The following is a 19,590-nucleotide window of genomic DNA, read 5'->3' as shown; positions in this document are numbered from 1 at the left end:
GCAGCGTTGATACTTCGATCCAGGTCGAAGTGATTTCCGGGACCGGCGTTGTTACATGATGCTCGTCATGAACAGACGAGCGTGAAGCAAGGCGCTCGCGGGGGATGCGAAGGACAAGCGCGAATGCTCGACAACCCCCATCAGATGTCTCCGATCGACGAATCCTCCCTGCGTTACGAAGGCTGGCGTATCGTCGCGGTCTGCTTCCTGCTCGCCACCTTCGGCTGGGGGCTCGGCTTTTACGGCCAGAGCGTCTATGTCGCCGAGCTGCAGCGCGCGCGGGGCTGGCCGGCCTCGCTGATCTCATCCGGCACCACGTTCTTCTATCTGTTCGGCGCGCTGCTCGTCGTGTTCGTCGGCGAAGCCGTCAGAAGATACGGCGCGCGCCTCTGCCTGATCGCCGGCACGCTGGCGATGGCGGCAGCTAGCGTTGCGATCGGTGCGGTGCGCGAGCCCTGGCAGCTTTATCTCGCCAATGCCGTGCTCGCCTTCGGCTGGGCCGGCACCAGCCTCGCCATGATCACCAACACGATCAGCCTGTGGTTCGACCACAAGCGCGGCATGGCGATCAGTCTGGCGCTCAACGGCGCCAGCTTCGGCGGCATCGTCGGTGTGCCGCTGCTGGTGACCCTGATCGGCCATGTCGGCTTCGCCGGCGCGATGTATGCCGCTGCCGGCGCCATGCTGGTGCTGCTGCTGCCGGTGATCCTTCTTGTCGTCGGCCGGCCGCCCGATCACCATGGCTGGCACGCCGCGACCAGGGCGAAGCCGCAATCATCGACGCAAATTCGCGCCTGGGCGCTGCGCGACGTCGGCTTCCTCACGGTGACGATTGCGTTTGCGCTGGTGCTATTCGCGCAGGTCGGCTTCATCGTGCACCTGATCTCGTTCCTCGATCCCGTGATCGGCCGCGAGCGCGCCGCGGTCGCCGTCGCGGTGCTGACCGCGATGGCGGTGGTCGGCCGCGTGCTGTTCTCGCTGGTGATCGATCGTCTCAACCAGCGGCTGGCTTCCGCGCTGTCCTTCCTCAGCCAGGCCGCGGCGCTTCTCGTCGTCATCAATTTGCACAATGACTACGGGCTGATCGCGGCCTGCGCATTGTTCGGCTTCTCCGTCGGCAACCTCATCACGCTGCCGTCGCTGATCGTGCAGCGGGAGTTCGATTCGGCGTCATTCGGCGTGCTGATCAGCCTCAACACCGCGATCAACCAGGTCACCTATGCGTTCGGGCCCGGTGTCGTCGGCTTTCTGCGCGATTGGTCCGGCGGCTATGCGCTGCCGTTCTATCTCTGCATCGCGCTGGAGGTGGCGGCCGCAGCGCTGATCATGGTGCGGGGCAAGCCAAAAGCAAAGCTCTCGTAGGGTGGGCAAAGGCGCGACGCGCGACGAGCGGAGGGAGCGGAGTTCACCCCTCGCGATCCCTGAGCAGCGCCTCCAGATCCAGCCGCTTCGTCACCATCGCAAGCTTGCCATCCGGCCCGAACGGCCATTGCTCTTTTGGCCTGTCGCGATAGAGCTCGACGCCATTCTGGTCGGGATCGCGCAAATACAGCGCCTCGCTGACGCCGTGATCGCTGGCGCCATCCAGCGCAATGCCGGCCGAGAGCACACGATGCAGCGCGTCCGCCAGCGCCGCGCGCGTCGGATAGAGGATCGCGGTGTGATAGAGCCCAGTGGTGCCCGGCGGCGGCGGCGAGCCGCCCTTGCTTTCCCAGGTGTTGAGCCCGATGTGATGATGATAGCCGCCAGCCGAGATGAAGGCCGCGCCCGAGCCCATCCGCTGCATCAGCTCGAAGCCGAGCACGCCGCAATAGAAGCCGAGCGCGCGATCGAGATCGGCGACCTTGAGATGGACGTGGCCGATCCTGGTTCCGGCATCGACGGCTGGGCTTTGCGACATGGGACTGCTCCGTTGAAAGCATGCACATAAGGCGGGCTGCGGGGCTGTGCTACGGCCGATCCCGAAACCCAGCGTTTCCTGATGGGCAATTGCGCATCAGGACCGGGAACTAAGCCAGTTCCGGCACCTCGCCCTCCGGCAGGCCGAACTCGAACGTGTTCAGCGTCATCGACACCATCGTGTAGTAACCGCACAGCCCGATCACCTCGACCACGCCGCGCGCGCCGAGCAGCTTCACGGCCTCGTCGTAGAGACCCTTCTCGACGCCGCGGCCCTCGTGCAGCGATTTCGCCACGTCGTAGATCATCCTGCCCTTGGGATCGTCGAACTCGGGCGTGCGGCGGTCGCGGATGGCGTCGATGATTTTGGGATCCATGCCCCCCGCCAGCGCCAGCCGCTTATGCGCGTACCATTCGTAATGCGCGGTCCAGTGTCGCGCCGTGACCAGGATCGCGATCTCCGAAAGCTTTGCGGGGAATATCGTGTCGAAGCGCAGCACCTCGCCGAGCCGCGTGGCGTGGCGCGCCATCTCCGGGCTGCTCAGCCAGGCCATCATCGGCGCCGGCGGCCTGCCGCGCTTGCCGGCGATCGACTCGTCATAGGTCTGCCGCTGGCTCTCGTTCATTTCGCCAGGCGAAAGAAGTTTCAGGCGCATCGTCGTTTCCTCTTTGTTTTCAAGCACCGTCTTGGTCGCGACTATAGCGGAATGCGGGTCGCGGAAGTGGTTGAATTCCGCGGGAGCTTGGCCCAGAGTCGTGCCCAACAAGTCGATTTTGATTGATGGAAACGACCATGAGCGATTCTGAGACCGCCGATCTCGAAACATTCCGCGCTGAGACGCGCGCCTGGCTGGAAGCCAATTGCCCGCCGGAGATGCGCAAGCCCGCGACGTCGGATGCCGACGTGTTCTGGGGCGGGCGCAACGCAAAATTCTCCTCCGAGCCGCAGCGCATCTGGTTCGAGCGCATGCGCGACAAGGGCTGGACCGTGCCTGACTGGCCGAAGGAATATGGCGGCGGCGGTCTCAGCGCGGCCGAGCACAAGGTGCTGCGCGCGGAGATGGGAAGAATCGGCGCGCGGCCGCCGCTGTCGAGCTTCGGCATCTGGATGCTCGGACCGGCGCTGCTGAAATACGGCAACGACGCGCAGAAGCAGGAGCACCTGCCGAAGATCGCCGCGGGCGAGATCCGCTGGTGCCAGGGCTATTCCGAGCCGAACGCCGGCTCCGATCTTGCTTCGTTGCAGACCCGCGCCGAAAGCGACGGCGACGATTTCGTCATCACGGGTTCGAAGATCTGGACCTCCTACGCCAATTACGCCGACTGGATCTTCTGCCTCGTCCGCACCGATCCTGCCGCGAAGAAGCATGACGGCATCAGCTTCATCCTGTTCGACATGACCTCGAAGGGCGTGACGACCAAGCCGATCCTCTTGATCTCCGGCTATTCGCCGTTCTGCGAGACCTTCTTCGACGGCGTCCGCGTGCCGAAATCGCATGTGGTCGGCACCGTCAACCGCGGCTGGGACGTCGCGAAATACCTGCTGCAGCATGAGCGCGCGATGATCTCGGGCATGGGCGAGCGCGGCGTCGGCCGTCCACTCGGCCAGATCGCGGCCGACTCCGTCGGCACCGATACGCAGGGGCGGCTCGACGATTCCATGCTGCGCGGCAAGATCGCCAGCTTCGACGTCGATGAAGCCGCGCTTGCGGCCTGCGCCGAGCGCGCCGTCGATCTCGCCAAGGCGGGACAGGCGCATCCGGCGTTCTCCTCGGCGATGAAATATTACGGCACCGAGCTCAACAAGCGCCGCTACGAGATCCTGATGTCGGCCGGCGGCGTCGATGCGCTGGAATGGGAGAGCGAGCGCTCCAAGCAGGGCGCCCGCCCGCGCGCCTGGCTGCGCACCAAGGCCAACTCGATCGAGGGCGGCACGAGCGAGGTGATGCTCGGCATCGTCGCCAAGCGCATCCTGGATTTGCCGGGGGCGTGAGGCGCACTCTCACCACCCGTCATTCCGGGGCGCGCATCGCGCGAGCTATGATGCGCAATTGCGCATCTGAGAATCCATACTCCCGATCGTGGTTATGGATTCCGGGCCTGGCCCTTCGGGCCATCCCGGAATGACGAACTAACAATAGATTTCGAATCGGAAACACGCACATGGCCCTCGTCCTCACCGAAGAACAATCGATGCTCCGCGATAGCGCACGCGGGCTGATCAGCGACAAGGCGCCGGTGTCGCACCTGCGGCATCTGCGCGACAGCAAAGACCCCACCGGCTTCTCCAAGGAATTTTGGCATTCCTTCGCCGAGATGGGCTTTGCCGGCCTCCTGGTGCCGGAGGAGTTCGGCGGCAGCGGGCTCGGCTATGTCGAGGCCGGCGTCGTGATGGAGGAGATCGGCCGCACCTTGATGCCGTCGCCGTTCCTTGCCACCAGCGTGATCGCGGCCTCGGCGCTGAACCGCGGCGGCAATGCCGCGCAGAAATCGGAGTATCTGCCGAAGATCGCGAGCGGCTCGCTGCTCGCGACGCTCGCGATCGACGAAGGCGCAAAGCATCGTCCGCTGCAGACCAACTTGCAGGCCGTGCGCGCCGGCAACGGGTTCAAGCTCTCCGGCGCCAAGGCGCTGGTCGTCGATGGCCACGTTGCCGATTTGCTCATCGTCGCCGCGCGCACGGCCGGCTCCGCCGGCGAGCGCGAAGGCTTGACGCTGTTCCTGGTGAACCCTGCGGCCAAGGGCGTTGCGATCGAGCGCACCATCATGGTCGATTCGCACAACGCGGCGCGGATCGAGCTTGCGAATGTCGAGGTCAATGCCGACAGCGTGCTCGGCGAGGTCGATCAGGGCTCTTCCCTGCTCGACGGCGTGCTCGACATCGGCCGTGGCGCGGTCGCTGCCGAAATGGTCGGCCTCAGCGAAGAGGTTTTCAACCGCACCGTCGAGTATCTCAAGAACCGAAAGCAGTTCGGCAAGCTGATTGGCGAATTCCAGGCGCTGCAGCATCGCGCCGCCGAGCTCTATGTCGACATCGAGATCACCCGCGCCGCCACCATGAAGGCGCTTCAGGCGCTGGACGGCGATGTTACGAAGGCGGCGTCAGCCGTCGCAGTCGCCAAGGCGCGCGCCGGCACCACCGCCACGCGCGCGGTCCAGGAAGGCGTGCAGATGCATGGCGGCATGGGCATGACCGACCAGTTCGACATCGGCTTCTTCATGAAGCGCGCGCGGGTGTGCGAGGAATTGTTCGGCGACGCCAACTACCACACCGAGCAGCTGGCGCGGGCGAGGGGGTATTGAGGCGCCACTCGTGCGACACGGCACCCTGCGCTCCCTCCCCCCTTGCGGGGGCGGGCGGGGGAGAGGGGTAGTCCAGGAAAAGGTATATCCGTTGCGAGAGGACAGCTCGCCTCACGTGGAGCGCGAACGATAGAGTGTGCCGTGTGGCACCCCTCTCCCTAGCCCTCCCCCGCAAGGGGGGAGGGAACGCAGCGTACGATTTGGCAACGCTGTCAGCGCAATTACGGCCGTAGACCGCCCTTACCGCATCGGCGGCGCGTACTGCACACCACCCGCGTTCCACAGCTGGTTCATGCCGCGCGGGATCTTCAGCTTCGACTTCTCGCCGATATTGCGCTCGTACATCTCGCCGTAATTGCCGACGTGGCGGATGATGCGGACGGCCCAGTCCTTGGTGAGGCCGAGCTGCTCGCCGTAATTGCCTTCGGTGCCGACGAGGCGCATCACTTCGGGCTTCTTGGACTTCAGGGCCTCGTCGATGTTCTCCGAGGTGACGCCGAGCTCCTCGGCGTTGATCATCGCGTAGAGCGTCCACTTCACGATCATCATCCAGTCGTCGTCGCGCTGGCGCACCACGGGGGCGAGCGGCTCCTTGGAGATCATGTCCGGCAGGATCATGTGATCGGCCGGCTTCGCCAGGTTCAGCCTGAGCGCGTAGAGCTGGGAGACGTCGGCGGAGAACGTGTCGCACTTGCCGGTGTCGTAAGCCTTCACGACGTCGTCGAGCTTGTCGAACTTCACCTCGTCATACTTCATGTTGTTGGCACGGAAGTAGTCGGCGACGTTTAGCGCTGTCGTGGTGCCGGCCTGGACGCAGACCTTGCTGCCGGTCAGGTCCAGCGAGGTCTCCTTGTTGCGCGAACGCGGCAGCATGAAGCCGGCGCCGTCGTAATAGGCGACCGCGGGGAAATAGAGGTCGTAGTCGAGCTCGCGCGCCATGCTCCAGGTCGAGTTGCGCGAGAGGATGTCCACCTTGCGGCTCTGCAATTCCTTGAAGCGCTCGCTGGCATCGAGCGGGATGAACTTCGCCTTGCCCGGGTCGTTGAAGATCGCCGCGGACACCGCACGGCAGAAATCGACGTCGAAGCCGGCCCAGTTCTTGTTGTCTTCCGAGTACGAGAAGCCCGGCAGCCCCTTGTTGACGCCGCACAGCACCTCGCCGCGGCGCACGGTGCGCTTCAGCGTGCGGGTGTCGTAGAATTCATAGATGATGGCCAGAACGGCAACCAGCACGGCGACCGCGAGCCCGATCAGCAGGCCGCCACGAAAAGTGCGCATCATGTTGCTCTCTCGAAAAATCGGGAAAAGGAATTGGGAGGAGGGCGCGGAGCATGATCCCCCCGGGGATCATGCTCCGACGATAGCCTTACAGTTCGGGCTTCTGCCGGATCACGACCTTGGTGCCGACAGGAACGCGGTCGTAGAGATCGGCGACGTCGTTGTTGACGAGGCGGAAGCAGCCCGAGGACACCTTGGTGCCGATCGTGTCAGGACGGTTGGTGCCGTGGATGCGGTAGACCGTGGTGCCGAGATACATGGCGCGGGCGCCGAGCGGGTTGCCGGGGCCGCCGGCCATGAAGCGCGGCAGATAGGGCTGGCGCTGGATCATCTCCGGCGGCGGCGTCCAGTCCGGCCATTCCTTCTTGTTGGTGATGTTCACCAGCCCCTGCCACTGGAAACCGTCGCGACCGACGCCGATGCCGTAGCGGATCGCGCGCCCACCCGGCTGCACCAGGTAAAGGTGGCGCTCGGCGGTGGAGATGATGATGGTGCCCGGCGTCTCGGTGGTGCGGAAGTAGACCACCTGCTTCTGCCATTCCGGCTCGAGCTGGTAGCCGTCGTCGGCGACCAGACCCGGCTCGTCGCCGCGGTCGGGCTGCTGCGCGATGGCCTGTGGTGCGGACAGGATCAGGCCGATCGCGGCCACGAACATCCCGGTCAGGCGACGAAAATCCGTCATTTCAAGCTCTCCTCACTGCCACGGCGCAAATCATTTGGAACCATCAAACCTGAGGGGCATGTTCATGGCAAGTTGATGGCGCGCCGCCCTGATATGTCACGAGAATGCTTTGGTTTTTTGACGGGGCCGGAGCAATGCCACAAACAGGGGATGGCGCGAAAAGCTTAGTCTGTCACCGCTCGGGAGGTGAGCTCCCTCTCCCGCTTGCGGGAGAGGGCTGGGGAGAGGGTTTCGCCTCCAGGGAGACTCCCTCAGAGGAGAGAGCCCTCACCCGCGCCTTCGGCGCGACCTCTCCCGCAAGCGGGAGAGGCTCAGACCGAACTCGCGGAGAAATCGAACTGCGCCAATTGGCACTCGATGCCAGCTAGATCTTGTTGCTCTCCGCAGCGATCCCCAGCCGCCTCACAATCTCTGTCCCGACCGCCCGCGCCTCCAGCCTCGATCCGATCCGGGGGCTACGAAACCGTCGCCCCGAGCGCAGGCGGATCGTGACGATGCAGTGCTCGTCCTCGGACCGCCCGCGGCGGTCGACGGTGATCGTCTTCACCTCGTGCCCCTCGATATGGTCGGCCCGCGCCGTGCCGTCGCCCCACAGGCGTTCGATACGGATATCGCCCTCGCGGACGATCCAGAACGCGCCGGTCACGAGATTGGCATAGCGATGCACGGCAAACGCCGCGAGCACGCCGAGCGGCAGCAGCAGGATGTCGACATGGGTGGGCGGCCATCCGCGCCACAGCTTGTAGGCGTAGGGCACAGCGGACAACGCGACGGCGATCAACGCGACGATGCGGATGTCCCGTGCGGGAAACGCCTCGAGAGGCTCGCCAAGATGCATCTCGGGATTGCTGGCATCGAGCGGATTGCTGGGGGCCTCGACATTGGGAACGTCGAATTGCGTGGCGATCCGGGCCACGGTGTCATGAACATGCGTGACGTCGGAGATCGGCGGCGACGTCAGCCGTTCCCCCGAGGTCAGCGTGAAAACGAGTTGAAAGCGGGCCTTCACCCGCTTGCTGCCGGGAACCTGCAACGCTGCGATGTCGTCTTTCGCGACGATGCGCGTGCGCAGCTTTCCAAACGGGCTTTGCCGCCCGATCAGGATCTCGTTCTCCGTGATGATCCAAACCACCGCCGGCGCCATCATGATGCCGACGACGAACCCGGCGCCCACCAGCAGCGCCGCCACCGATATGATGATCTCCAGCGTGTCGTGCGTGAACAGGCCCGGCGTGAAGCACAGCGCGACGGCGGCCGCAAAAGCGGACATCACCAGCCGCTGTGCGATCGAGGCGCCTTCACGAAGGCGGATGTCGTTGTTGGGAGGCGTGTCGTCCATTGCGGGCGGCTGATTGCGTTGTCGCGAAACTCCACGGACGGGTCCGTGGAGTCAAGCAACAAGGGCGAGACCCTGATCGGGATGAAGGGAGTTCATTGGCGCACCTTCTCCGGGGCGATCGCCAGCCTTCGGCCGATTTCATCGCCGACAGCCCGTGCCTGCGCCTGCGTGCCTATCTCGGGGCTGTAGAGTTTCTTCCCGCCGTGAAGCTCGATCCTGACCAGATAGTTTCCTTCGGGAGGGCACTCGATCGCGATGGCTTCGACATCGGGACCCGAAATGGTGTCGGCAGTGGGTACGGAGCCTCGGGACATCCGTTCGATGCGAAGCTCGCCTTGACGGACGACCCACGAGGTCCCGGCAAAGACGTGCGCATATCGGAAAACCACGAAAGCGACGACAAGACCGACCGGCAGGAGGATCATTTCGCCAATGGAAGGAGGCAGGCCATTCCAGACTTTGGATGCGCAAGGGACGGCGCAAAGACCAGCGATGACCAGCGTGAGAATTCGCGCCCGGGCGCCGACGGCCTTTCGGACCGGTGCGCCGATCCGCATCTCCGCGTTCGTGGCGTCCAGGGGATTGGCTGGAGGATTGCCGCGGGGCTGCCTGAGCAGGTCGGCGATCAGATTGCTCGTCTCGCTGACGCGCGTGATCTCTGCAATCGGTGGCGACAGCAGGTAATCCCCGGACGTGAGCTTGAGCGAGATGCGGAAGTCCGTGGCGTCCGTCTTGTCGTTCTGAACCTCAATGGTTGCGATGTCGTCGCGCCTGATGACCTGCGTTTGAGGCCGGCTGAACGGGCGCATCCTCCCGATCACGATGCCATTGGCAGAGATGCTCCAGAGCAATTCGGTCGCGAGTGCCGCGTAGCCGAGGATCGTCGCGCCAATCGCCATCGACACGAATGCCGAGATGCCTGACTCCGCGACAGCGAAAAGCAGCGCCGCAATCCCGAAGCCCGCGCCGAGCAGGCGCTCCTGGAGCGAGGGGCCGCCGCGAAGATGAATCTTGTTCTCTCGTATTGCCTCGCCCATCGCCTGCACTTCCATTGGCGTGAAACTTCACGGAGCGCCGCGGGAAGTCAAGCGATCGTGGCAAAAAGGGCTTGCCGACAACTTAAGGTGAGGCGAGCCTAGCTGCTGGCGTTCAGCAGCTTCGCCACGGTGCGGTCGATCTCGTCGTAGCGGCCTTCGCCGGCGTGCTGGAACACGATCTTGCCGGTCTGGTCGATGATGTATTGCGCCGGCCAATACTGGTTGCTGTAGGCGTTCCAGGTCTTGGACTCATTGTCCTGCGCCACCGGATACGTGATGCCGTGGCGCTTCAGCGCGGCCTGGACGTTGGAGGCCGAGCGCTCGAACGGGAATTCCGGCGTGTGCACGCCGACCACGACGAGGCCCTTGTCCTTGTACTTGGCGTAGAGATCGGTGACGTGCGGCAGCGTGTTGACGCAGTTGACGCAGCCATAGGTCCAGAAGTCGACCAGCACGACCTTGCCGCGAAGGTCGGCCATGTTCAGCGGTTTCGAGTTGAACCAGTTGGTGACGCCGGCGAAGTCCGGCGCGGTCTGCTGGCTTGCGGCGGCGGTGAGGACAGGCGCGGCGCGCGCGGCCTCCTCGCAGATGCCGGGAATGACGGCGCCGGTGACGGTGAAGCCGATCAGGGCGGCCGAGACGGCGAGCAGCTTGAAAGTCATGGAAGCGTCCTCCGGTGAAGATGAGGGATGATCACAGGCCGATCTGGCCGGTGGGATAGAAGCCGGTGAGCCACGCCACGATCAGCGTGTCGTATTGGAAATAGGCGGCGACCGCGAAGGCGATCACGACGATGCCAAAGCCCTGCTGCAGCCGCGGCGAGATCCGCGCGAGGCTGCGCACGCGCGTGGTCGCGGCCTGCCCGCCATAGGCGATCGCCAGCATCGGGATCGCAGCACCAATGGCGTAGGCGATCAGCAGCGTGCCGGCCCACGCAAGATTCTTCGAGGTCGCGACCAGCGTCAGGATCGAGCCGAGCACCGGGCCGGCGCAGGGCGTCCAGACCAGGCCGAGCGTAGTGCCGAGGATGAGCCCGCCGAGCGCGCCTTCGCGTTGCGTGCCGCCGGCCGCGCCGAGATCGAGCCAGCCATTGAGCCGGCTCGACAGCCATTCGAACGGCGCCGGCCACAGCATCAAGAGGCCGAAGCCGAGCAGCAGGATCGCGGCGGCTTCGCGCAGCACGTTCGGATCGAAGTCGAACAGCCGCGTCAGCGCACCGAGCAGCAGCGCGACCGCGGAGAAGGAGACGACAAAGCCGAGCGCGATCATCGCCGGGCGCAGATGTCCCGCGCGCCCGATCGAGGCGCCGAGCAGGATCGGCAGCATCGGCAGCGTGCAGGGCGCGGCGATGGTGAGGATGCCGGCAAGGACGGCGAAGGTGAGTTCGAGCATGGGGCACTCGTGAAGGAGGTCACGAGGGTGGTTCGGGATGGATGTGCCGGACGTTACGCCCCGTCACGCGGTCGTGACGATGCGACCCTGCGAGGCAACACGGGAAGCGCGCTCCCTCCCCCTTGCGGGGGAGGGCGGGGGAGAGGGGTACCCAGCAAATGGTCTATCCACGTTGTGCGGCGGGCACGATATCGAGAGAGTCCCCGTGCGGACCCCTCTCCCTGCCCCTCCCCCGCAAGGGGGGGAGGGAATGAGAGAGCGGTGCCCGCATCACTCAGCGTGCGGCCAAAGCTCGGGGCACCCCCAAACACAAAACGACCCGGAGGGGGGCATCCCGTCCGGGTCGTGGAAGTCCTTGGGAGGTTTAACGAAACCGTATGTGAGCTTTATAGGGGGGAAGTTTTTCCGCCTGATGTTGTGCTTTGTTTCAATTGTTTCGTCGGCGGTAACACTTCCGTGTCCCGGGAGAGGGCCAGATCGGCGGCCCTATCCCTTTGAATTGATTGAGCTTAGGCAGCGAAGCGCTCGACGCCGCAGCCCTTAAGCAGTTCGGCAAGCTGCTTGCGGGCGTAGAACATCCGCGTCTTCACCGTGCTCTGGGGGATGCCGATGATCTGCCCGACCTCCTCCACCGACTTCTCGTGGTAGTAGACGAGGGTGATGATCTCGCGATGCGCGGGCGACAGCTTCTGCACGCAGGCGCGCAGGATGGCGCTGGTGTCGCTGCGGTCGAGCGAGGTCTCCGGCGTATCGGAATCGTCGGGAATCTGGCGCACGTCTTCCTGGTCGATGTCCTCGAAGCGGCGTTGGCGCATCGCGGTCAGTGCCTTGAAGCGGGCGATCGACAGCAGCCAGGTCGAAACCTGGGAGCGGCCCTGGAATTGGCCGGCGGTCCGCCACACGTCCAGGAACACCTGACTGACGAGGTCTTCCGCTGCGGTTGCGTCACGCACGATGCGCAGGATGAAGCGGTACACCCGCACATTGTGGCGGCAATAAAGGATATGCATCGACGTCCGGTTGCCGTCGGCAATGCTCTCGAGAAGCATGTCGTCCGAAGTCGCCTGAGCGGCGATGATGCTCTGGCTGGCCTGGGCGTTGATGGCGATGACGTTCCGCATTGACTTGGCTCCCCGTAGCGCCGCAACCGAGCGGCGTTTCCTTGGACCAAAGTGTTAATGAGCCAACGTTTCGGGACGTCTGCACGAAAAGCGGAAAATGGTTTCGTGCGCTGCCAAATTGTTTCGTCGGAGGGGCGGCGACGAAACATTCGGGGCAAAAAACCGTGGAATTTCAATGTACGGAAAATACGGGGGTGGGGATTTTGACGCGGACGGCGGCGTCGGGAACGTATTTCCGGCTGTTGCGTTCGGGCGCGCGACGCACACTCCCGTCGTCCCGGATCTGCGCGCGCCTGAGGGCGCGCTTGTCCGGGACGGCGGCGGAGTGTGAGGCTTACGCCTTCTCGCCCGCCGGCGAGAACAGATAGCCGCCGCCGCGGATGGTGCGGATCACGGCGGGCTTGGCCGGATCGGGCTCGATCTTGCGGCGGATGCGCATGATGCGGAGATCAACCGCGCGGTCGAAGGCTTCGGCGTCGCGTGCATTGGCGAGCTCGAGCAGACGCTCGCGCGACAGCACGCGCTTCGGATTGGCCGCGAACACCTTCAGCAATCCGAACTCGGAGGCGGTCAGCGGATGCTCGTTGCCCTCGTCGTCGCGCAAGGCCTGGGCTTCGAGATCGAGCCACTTTGTCCCGAACCGTACCAATTGCTCCTTGTCCGATTTCGCCGCTGCGGCTTCGGGCGCGGCCGCCTTGGCCGGCATGCTCCGCCGCAGCACCGAGCGGATGCGCGCCATCAGCTCGCGCAGCTCGCAGGGCTTTGCGACGTAATCGTCGGCGCCGAGCTCGAGCCCGACGACGCGATCGATCGGGCTCGCGGTCGCCGTCAGCATGATGACCGGCACGTTGATGCGGCTCTTGAGGTCGCGGATGATCGAGAGGCCGTCTTCCTCGGGCATGTTGAGATCGAGCACGACGAGATCGGGCATGCCGCCCTGGATCGCGGCCCGCAACGACTTGCCGCCGTCGCACAGCGTCACGGTGAAGCCGTGCATCTTGAGATAATCGCCGACCATCTCCCGGGCCGGGGCTTCATCGTCGACGATCATGATGTGCTGGCTTTGGGTCATGGTCTCTACGTCACGGCATTTCGGTCGCGGGAAGGGTGATGGTGAAAGTCGAGCCCTTGCCGGGCCCTTCGCTGTCGGCGGTCACCTCGCCGCCATGCATGTCGACGATACGCTTGACGATGGAGAGCCCGAGCCCCGTCGAGCTCTCGCCCGCGGTCGGCTTTGCCGACAGCCGCTGGAACCGGCCGAACAGGCGACCGAGATCTTCCGGGGACAGGCCGGCGCCCTCGTCGCTGACGCGGACGATGGTGTCGCTGCCCTCGTGGCTGACGATCACGCCGATCCTGCCGCCGATCGGCGAGTATTTGATGGCGTTGCTGATGAGATTGTCGATCGCTTCGCGGATGCGGTCGGTGTCGCACATGGTGACGATGTTGGTCGGCGCGGCGACGCTGATGGCCTGCTGCTTGTTGACGGCGAGCGGCTGGTTGGCCTCGGCGACCTCCTTGACCAGGGCGGCGACGTCGACCGGCTCGCGGCGGATGGTGATGTCGAAGGCATCGGCCATCGCATCCGAGATCAGATGGTCGACCATCGTGGTCAGGCGCTTGGTGGCGTCGCGGATGTGGTCGACCTGGGCGACCACGCCGCTTTCCGAGGCGCCCGTCGAGATCAGCTCCTTCAGCATCTCGGTGCGGCCGAGGATGACGCCGAGCGGATTCTTCAGATCGTGCGCGACGGTGCCCAAAATCTCGTTCTTGAAGCCGTTGGCGCGCTGCAGCCGCAGCCATTGCGCCGAGAGGCGGCGGTTGGCCTGCATCAGCGCGCGGGTGCGCTGGGCGACGCGATCCTCCAGCTGGGTGTTGGCGGCCTGAAGCTGCTGGTAGAGGATGACGTTGTCGAAGGCGATCGAGAGCCGGCTCGAGAAGATCTCGACCAGCGAGCGGTCGGTCTCGGACAATTCGCGTTCGGCCTGCAGCAGCACCACGACCTCGCGGCCGGATCCGGTACGCAAATAGATCACGCTGCGGTGGTCGGCGAATTCGTTCTTGCGGCGCTGGAACGCGGCTTCCACCATCTCGCGCAGTTCGGGGTCGAGCGCCTTCGACGTCGTGGTGCCGATGAAGCGGCTGTAGCAGCCGCTGCCGGCGAGCACCGAGAGCTCGGGGTCGATGCCGCCATTGTCGCGCAAGACCAGTATACCGGCGCAATCGACATTGAGAAGCGAGGCGAGCTGGGTCAGCACGCCCTCGGCGAGCCGCTGCATCGACTTGAAGTCGTACAGCGTCGAGGCGGCGTCGATGATGATCTCGAGCCCGCGCCGTGTCTGCACCATGCGCTCGAGCTGCTGATAGGAGCGCAGCGCCGCGGTCAGCGAGGTAAACAGCTTGTCGGCGGTGAGCTCGGTCTTGGCCTTGTAGTCGTTGATGTCGTACTGCACGATCACGCGGCGCTCGGGCGCCTGGCCGGGCTGTCCCGTGCGCAGGATGATGCGCACCGTCTCGTTCCGGATCTCGTTGCGGATGAACTCGACCAGCTCGAGGCCGGCGACGTCGGTCTCCATGATGACGTCGAGCAGCACGGCGGCGATGTCGCTGTGCGCGGCCATCAGCTTGCGGCCTTCGGCGGCGGAATAGGCCGACAGGATCTCCAGGCCCTGGCCGTTCAGGCTGTAATCCGAGAGAGCAAAACGGGTGCCGTCATGCACGGCCGGATCGTCGTCGATGACGGCGATCTTCCATTTCCGGGCGTTGGCATCCTCCGACGCGGTACCGGTATCGTCGATCAGGTGGAGGACATCGTCCTGTTCGGCCATTGAGAAGTCCCGTCACTTTCTGTGCTTTGCGCGCCGCCCTTGGCGACCCGGGGCATGATAATGCGAAAAGTGGTGCCTTGTCCCAGCTTGGATTCCAGCATCATGCGCCCGCCGAGCTGCTGGGTGACGAGGTTATAGACGATATGAAGCCCAAGTCCCGTGCCGCCTTCATTGCGCCGGGTGGTAAAGAAAGGGTCAAAGGCCTGGCGCTGCACGTCGGAGGTCATGCCGGCCCCGTCGTCGGTGAAGATGAGCTCGACGTCGTCGGCCCCGCGCGGCCGCGCCGAGATGATGATCGTGCCGGCGCGCCCGTCGGCGAAGGCGTGGTTGGCGGCGTTGAGGAAGAGGTTGGTTAGGATCTGGCCATAGGAGCCCGGATAGCCGTCGAGCAGCAGCCCCTCGGGCACGTCGACCTGGAGCGTGATCGGCGAGCGCTTCAGCACCGGCCGCAGGCTGGCGATGATCTGGTCGGTGGCCTCGCTGAGCGAGAATTGCCGCCGCTCGGCATGGGAGCGGTCGACCGCGACCTGCTTGAACGACTGGATCAGCTCGCCGGCGCGCTGCAGATTGGCGACCAGCTGCTGCGAGGCGTCGCGCGAGGACTGCACGAACTCCTCCAGCTGCGAGCGGCGCAGTCCGCCGTCGCCCTTGAGCTGGGCCTCGAAGATCTCGCTGCGACGGGCAAAGCTTGAAGCCACCGTCAGGCTGATGCCGATCGGATTGTTGACCTCATGCGCGACGCCGGCAACCAAGCCGCCGAGCGCCGCCAGCCTCTCGGCATCGATCAAATTCTGCTGTGCGGTATTGAGCTCAAGCAGCGCGCTCTCGGCCTTCTCCTTCGACGCGCGCAGCTCGTCCTCGGTCTGCCGCTTCGCGATCGCGTTCTCGCGGAATACCTCCACCGCGCGCGCCATGGCGCCGACCTCGTCGCGGGCCTTGGTGCCCTGCACCTCGCGGTCGAGATCGCCGAGCGTGATGGCGCGCATCGCCGCCATGATCTGCTGCAGCGGCAGGCGGATCGACAGCGCGATCATCACGCCGGCGGTGAGGATGATGCCGAGGAAGATCACCGCGATCGAAAGGACACGGCGAGAAATATCCGCCAGCGTGCGGTCAAATGTCTCCTGCGCCTTCTGCTCGCGCTGGCGCATCTTGGTCGAGAGGTCGTCGATGGCGCCGATCGCCTCGGCCTGGCTGGCGTCGATGGTGTTGCGGAGCAGCTCGGTGCGGCTTGCAAGCTGCTCGGAGAGCTTTGCAAAGCCCTCGCGCAGCGCGGCGGTGCGGGCTCCGAGCCTTCGCAATGCCATCTTCTGCAGGTCGTTGTCGGCGAGATCGATCATCACGGGGATGGTCTTCTCGATCGTCTCGGTGTTGCGGCGCGCGTCGTCGGCCGCGCCCGACGACTGCGACAGATAATAGGAATTGGCCGCCACCAGCATCGCGGTGAAGGCCTCGCGGGATTTGCCGAGCGATGGCCAGATCAGCGCGTCGCGATGGCCGGTGGCGCCTTCGATGATGGAATAGAGGCCCGCCATGTCCCTGGCCGGGCCCTGCACCTGGTCCTCATAGGTCTTGGCGATGGTGGCCTGCACGCTGCGCAGCTCGCCGAAGCCGTTGAGGAAGCGGTCGGTGGTGCGCTCCAGCTCCTCGACCGAGCCCGACAGCATCGGGTCCTTGGCGGCGCGGTTGGTCAGCGTGCCCAGCACCGCCTCGCGCAGCAGCAGGATCTCGGCGAACAGGTCCGGGCTCGGCTGGTTGATATAGCGGTGGATCAGATTGTGCAGGCGCCCGGTCTCGCTTTCGAGCAGCGCCAGGATCCGGTCGGATTCGCGCACCTGGCGCACGTCGTCCCAGGCCGAGCCCAGCACCTGCGCGCCGTTCCAGATCATGGCGACCAGCACCACCACCACGGCGGAGTTCAGCGCGGCGATCGACAGGATGCGCCAGCGGATCGGCACCGCGCGCAGCACGCCGACCAGCCGTGCGCGCAGCCGCCCGATCGGGCCGGACGGCCTGTCTGCGTGCTCGGTATGTCCAAGTGCAGCCAACGCGGCTCACTCCACCTTGCGAATGCGTTCGATCAGTGCTGCCGCGACGGGTTCGCGCCCGGCCTTGGCGTAGATCGGGGCCATCGCGTCCTCGAACGGCTTGCGGTCGATATCCCTGATGATGGTGACGCCGGCTTCCAGCGCCTTGCGCTGCGACTGCTCTTCGAGGTCGCGCCATTTCTCGCGCATGAACCGGCTGGAGCGCTGCGCGGCCTCCCGGAATATCTTCTGGTCGTCCGGCGACAGGCTCTGCCAGGCCTTCAGCGAGATCACCAGCACTTCGGGGCTCATCGTATGCTCGGTGAGCGTATAATGGCCGGCGTGCCTGTAATGGTCCGTCGTCACGAAAGATGGCCAGTTGTTCTCGGCGCCGTCGATCAGATGGTTGGCGAGCCCGGTGAGCACCTGCCCGTAGGGCATCTCGACCGGCTCGGCGCCGAGCGAGCGGATCATCTGGCTCATCAACTCCGACTGCTGCACCCGGATCCGCAATTCCTTGAGATCCGCGATGGTCTTCACCGGCCGGACGCCGTTGTAGATCGACCGCGCCCCGGAATCGTAGAAGGCGAGCCCGACGAAGCCATAGGGCTCGAAGCTATCGAGGATCTCGCTGCCGATCGGTCCGTCCAGCACCTTCTGCATGTGCTCGATGGACCGGAACAGGAACGGCATGGCGAGCACGTTCATCGCCGGAACGAAGTTGCCGATCAGCGCCACGTTGGTCCGGTTGAGGTCGATCGCACCGGCCCGGGTCTGCTCGATGGTCTCCTTTTCCTCGCCGAGCTGGCGGGAGTGGAACACCTTGATCTCGTGGCGGCCGCCGCTGCGCTCGGCGATCAGCGCGCCCATGTAGCGCAGCGCCTGGACGGTCGGGTAATCCTCGGTCTGGGTATCGGCGGCGCGAAATTCGCGTGCAACGGCGCCCGTCGAACAGACGGCAAGCAGAAGCGCGACGACGATCACTCCGGTCCGCGAGAGTTCGGCACGGCTCAACACTGGCACACTCAACCCCTCAGTGGTGGAGTCTATGGCGGGAGCAAAAGGTTCAATGCAATCTAGCAGATGGTCGGGGGAAGGCCATCCCGCCGCGGGGCCAGGACCGATTGTGCGGCGCGGCCGGCGCGCATTCCCGGTTGAAACCGCAAGGGCCGCCCCTTAAGCAGGGGCGGTCGCCGCTTGCCGCGCCAGATGGAAGAGCCGTCGTGATTTCAGCATTGCGCCTTTTGCCGGTCGTTGCCGCCCTCGCGGCCCTCACATTCATCTCGAAGGCGCAGGCGGCAACCGACATCGCCTGGTGGCACGCGATGTCCGGCGAGCTCGGGCGGCAGCTCGAGAAGCTGGCCTCGGACTTCAACGCCTCGCAGTCCGATTACCGCATCGTGCCCGCGTACAAAGGCAACTACACCGAGACGGTGACCGCCGCCATCTTCGCCTTCCGCTCGCGCAGCCAGCCCGCCATCGTTCAGGTCAACGAGGTCGCCACCGCCACCATGACCGCCGCCAGGGGCGCGATCTATCCGGTGTTCAGCCTGATGCGGGACATGCACGAGCCGTTCTCGCTGACCGATTACCTGCCCGCGGTCTCCGGCTATTACACCGACGCGGCCGGCAATCTGTTGTCGTTCCCGTTCAACTCCTCGACGCCGATCCTCTACTACAACAAGACCATGTTCCGTGACGCCGGCCTCGATCCGGAGGCGCCGCCGAAGACCTGGCCGGAATTGGGCGCGGCCGCAAAGCGCCTGCGCGACCGCGGTGCGGCGTGCGGCTTCACCACGTCCTGGCCGTCCTGGATCCATGTCGAGAATTTCTCCGCCTTCCATAATTTGCCGCTGGCGACGCGCGGCAACGGCTTTGCCGGGCTCGATGCCGAGCTGACCATCAACAATCCGGTCGTGGTCAAGCACATCGCCCAGCTCGCCGAATGGCAAAAGACAAAACTGTTCGACTATGGCGGCCGCGGACAAGCGGCCGAGCCGCGCTTCCAGAGCGGCGAATGCGGCATCTTCATCGGCTCCTCGGCGACGCGCGCGGACATCAGAGCGAATTCGAAATTCGAGATCGGCTACGGCATGATGCCGTATTGGCCCGACGTGAAGGGCGCGCCGCAGAACTCGATCATCGGCGGCGCCACGCTGTGGGTGCTGCGCGACCGACCGCGCGAGGAATACAAGGGCGTGGCGCGGTTCTTCGCCTATCTGTCGCAGCCCGGCGTGCAGGCCGCCTGGCACCAGAACACCGGCTACCTGCCGATCACCCGCGCCGCGTCCGAGCTGACGCGCGCGCAGGGTTTTTACGAGCGCAATCCGGGCTCGGCGATCTCGTTCGAGGAGATCACGCTCAATCCACCGACGGAGAACTCGAAGGGCATCCGGCTCGGCTCCTTCGTCCTGATCCGCGGCGCGATCGAAGACGAGCTGGAGCAGGCGTTCGCCGGGCAGAAGAGCGCGCAAGCCGCGCTGGATTCCGCAGTCGAGCGCGGCAACAAGCTGCTCCGCCAGTTCGAGCGCGCAAGTCCGGAGCGGTAGCGTATTGCGAATGAGCCTAGCTGTGCCCGCAACGGAGGTGCGCTCCCTCCCCCGCTTGCGGGGGAGGGTTGGGGAGAGGGTGTCACCGCAACGGGACAATCCCCCAGAGGAGAAAGCCCTCACCCGCGCCTTCGG

17 protein-coding genes are annotated in these 19,590 nt (G+C 65.1%); 4 read left to right on the top strand and 13 right to left on the bottom strand.

Translation table 11 applies throughout. The annotated features are described in order from the left end of the window. The first annotated feature begins 123 nt into the window (after positions 1-123). Positions 124-1,362 carry an MFS transporter gene (locus AABA84_RS18920; RefSeq protein WP_338312725.1) on the top strand — a complete coding sequence of 413 codons (1,239 nt, stop codon included), beginning with the start codon at positions 124-126 and terminating at the stop codon, positions 1,360-1,362. Positions 1,363-1,405: 43 nt separating this feature from the next. On the opposite strand, the gene AABA84_RS18915 is transcribed toward AABA84_RS18920, so the two are convergent. Beyond that, positions 1,406-1,900 carry a VOC family protein gene (locus AABA84_RS18915; RefSeq protein ID WP_338312724.1) on the bottom strand — a complete coding sequence of 165 codons (495 nt, stop codon included), beginning with the start codon at positions 1,898-1,900 and terminating at the stop codon, positions 1,406-1,408. A gap of 109 nt (positions 1,901-2,009) precedes the next feature. After that, entirely contained in the window at positions 2,010-2,555 is a 546-nt protein-coding gene (locus AABA84_RS18910) for a carboxymuconolactone decarboxylase family protein (RefSeq protein ID WP_338312723.1), read from the bottom strand. Between the two features lie 137 nt (positions 2,556-2,692). On the opposite strand from AABA84_RS18910, the gene AABA84_RS18905 reads away from it, so the two are divergent. Further along, positions 2,693-3,892 (top strand): acyl-CoA dehydrogenase family protein, encoded by a 1,200-nt coding sequence (locus AABA84_RS18905; protein ID WP_212243889.1) that lies wholly within the window; start codon positions 2,693-2,695, stop codon positions 3,890-3,892. A 170-nt stretch (positions 3,893-4,062) separates the two neighbouring features. After that, on the top strand, positions 4,063-5,202 hold the full coding sequence (locus tag AABA84_RS18900) for an acyl-CoA dehydrogenase family protein (RefSeq protein WP_338305989.1): 1,140 nt from the start codon (positions 4,063-4,065) through the stop codon (positions 5,200-5,202). 240 nt (positions 5,203-5,442) lie between these two features. On the opposite strand, the gene AABA84_RS18895 is transcribed toward AABA84_RS18900, so the two are convergent. The 11 genes from AABA84_RS18895 to AABA84_RS18845 all read right to left on the bottom strand — a co-directional run bounded on the left by AABA84_RS18895 (position 5,443) and on the right by AABA84_RS18845 (position 17,929). Next, positions 5,443-6,480 carry an amino acid ABC transporter substrate-binding protein gene (locus tag AABA84_RS18895; protein ID WP_212244129.1) on the bottom strand — a complete coding sequence of 346 codons (1,038 nt, stop codon included), beginning with the start codon at positions 6,478-6,480 and terminating at the stop codon, positions 5,443-5,445. An 88-nt stretch (positions 6,481-6,568) separates the two neighbouring features. Then, positions 6,569-7,162, bottom strand: coding sequence for a L,D-transpeptidase (locus tag AABA84_RS18890; protein WP_212243891.1), 594 nt, complete (start codon positions 7,160-7,162; stop codon positions 6,569-6,571). 364 nt (positions 7,163-7,526) lie between these two features. After that, positions 7,527-8,501, bottom strand: coding sequence for a hypothetical protein (locus tag AABA84_RS18885; protein ID WP_338312722.1), 975 nt, complete (start codon positions 8,499-8,501; stop codon positions 7,527-7,529). Between the two features lie 92 nt (positions 8,502-8,593). Continuing rightward, the gene (locus tag AABA84_RS18880; RefSeq protein ID WP_338305987.1) at positions 8,594-9,553 is read right to left on the bottom strand and encodes a hypothetical protein; all 960 of its coding nucleotides are present in this window, start codon (positions 9,551-9,553) and stop codon (positions 8,594-8,596) included. Positions 9,554-9,636: 83 nt separating this feature from the next. After that, positions 9,637-10,200: a thioredoxin family protein gene (locus tag AABA84_RS18875; protein WP_338312721.1), complete on the bottom strand. Its 564-nt coding sequence runs from the start codon at positions 10,198-10,200 to the stop codon at positions 9,637-9,639. Between the two features lie 31 nt (positions 10,201-10,231). Continuing rightward, on the bottom strand, positions 10,232-10,930 hold the full coding sequence (locus tag AABA84_RS18870; protein WP_338312720.1) for a cytochrome c biogenesis CcdA family protein: 699 nt from the start codon (positions 10,928-10,930) through the stop codon (positions 10,232-10,234). Between the two features lie 509 nt (positions 10,931-11,439). Beyond that, complete coding sequence (locus AABA84_RS18865) at positions 11,440-12,051, bottom strand: sigma-70 family RNA polymerase sigma factor (RefSeq protein WP_212243903.1); 612 nt, start codon at positions 12,049-12,051, stop codon at positions 11,440-11,442. A gap of 334 nt (positions 12,052-12,385) precedes the next feature. Further along, the gene (locus tag AABA84_RS18860; protein WP_212243905.1) at positions 12,386-13,123 is read right to left on the bottom strand and encodes a response regulator; all 738 of its coding nucleotides are present in this window, start codon (positions 13,121-13,123) and stop codon (positions 12,386-12,388) included. A 10-nt stretch (positions 13,124-13,133) separates the two neighbouring features. Then, the gene (locus AABA84_RS18855) at positions 13,134-14,879 is read right to left on the bottom strand and encodes an ATP-binding response regulator (protein ID WP_338312719.1); all 1,746 of its coding nucleotides are present in this window, start codon (positions 14,877-14,879) and stop codon (positions 13,134-13,136) included. Beyond that, entirely contained in the window at positions 14,849-16,927 is a 2,079-nt protein-coding gene (locus AABA84_RS18850) for a sensor histidine kinase (RefSeq protein WP_246549927.1), read from the bottom strand. The genes AABA84_RS18855 and AABA84_RS18850 overlap by 31 nt, the downstream gene beginning before the upstream one ends. 6 nt (positions 16,928-16,933) lie before the next feature. Beyond that, positions 16,934-17,929, bottom strand: a complete 996-nt coding sequence (locus tag AABA84_RS18845) for a TRAP transporter substrate-binding protein (protein WP_338305983.1) — start codon at positions 17,927-17,929, stop codon at positions 16,934-16,936. 200 nt (positions 17,930-18,129) lie between these two features. Here AABA84_RS18845 and ugpB point away from each other — a divergent pair, with 200 nt between their 5' ends. Beyond that, on the top strand, positions 18,130-19,455 hold the full coding sequence (gene ugpB / locus AABA84_RS18840; protein ID WP_212243910.1) for a sn-glycerol-3-phosphate ABC transporter substrate-binding protein UgpB: 1,326 nt from the start codon (positions 18,130-18,132) through the stop codon (positions 19,453-19,455). The last annotated feature ends 135 nt before the right edge of the window (positions 19,456-19,590 follow it).

The sequence above is a fragment of the Bradyrhizobium sp. TM239 genome (assembly GCF_036247985.1).
GTDB classification, from domain to species: Bacteria; Pseudomonadota; Alphaproteobacteria; order Rhizobiales; family Xanthobacteraceae; genus Bradyrhizobium; species Bradyrhizobium ottawaense.
The sequence above is the reverse complement of the archived record's forward strand: the minus strand, read 5'-3'. Positions and strand labels throughout refer to the sequence as shown.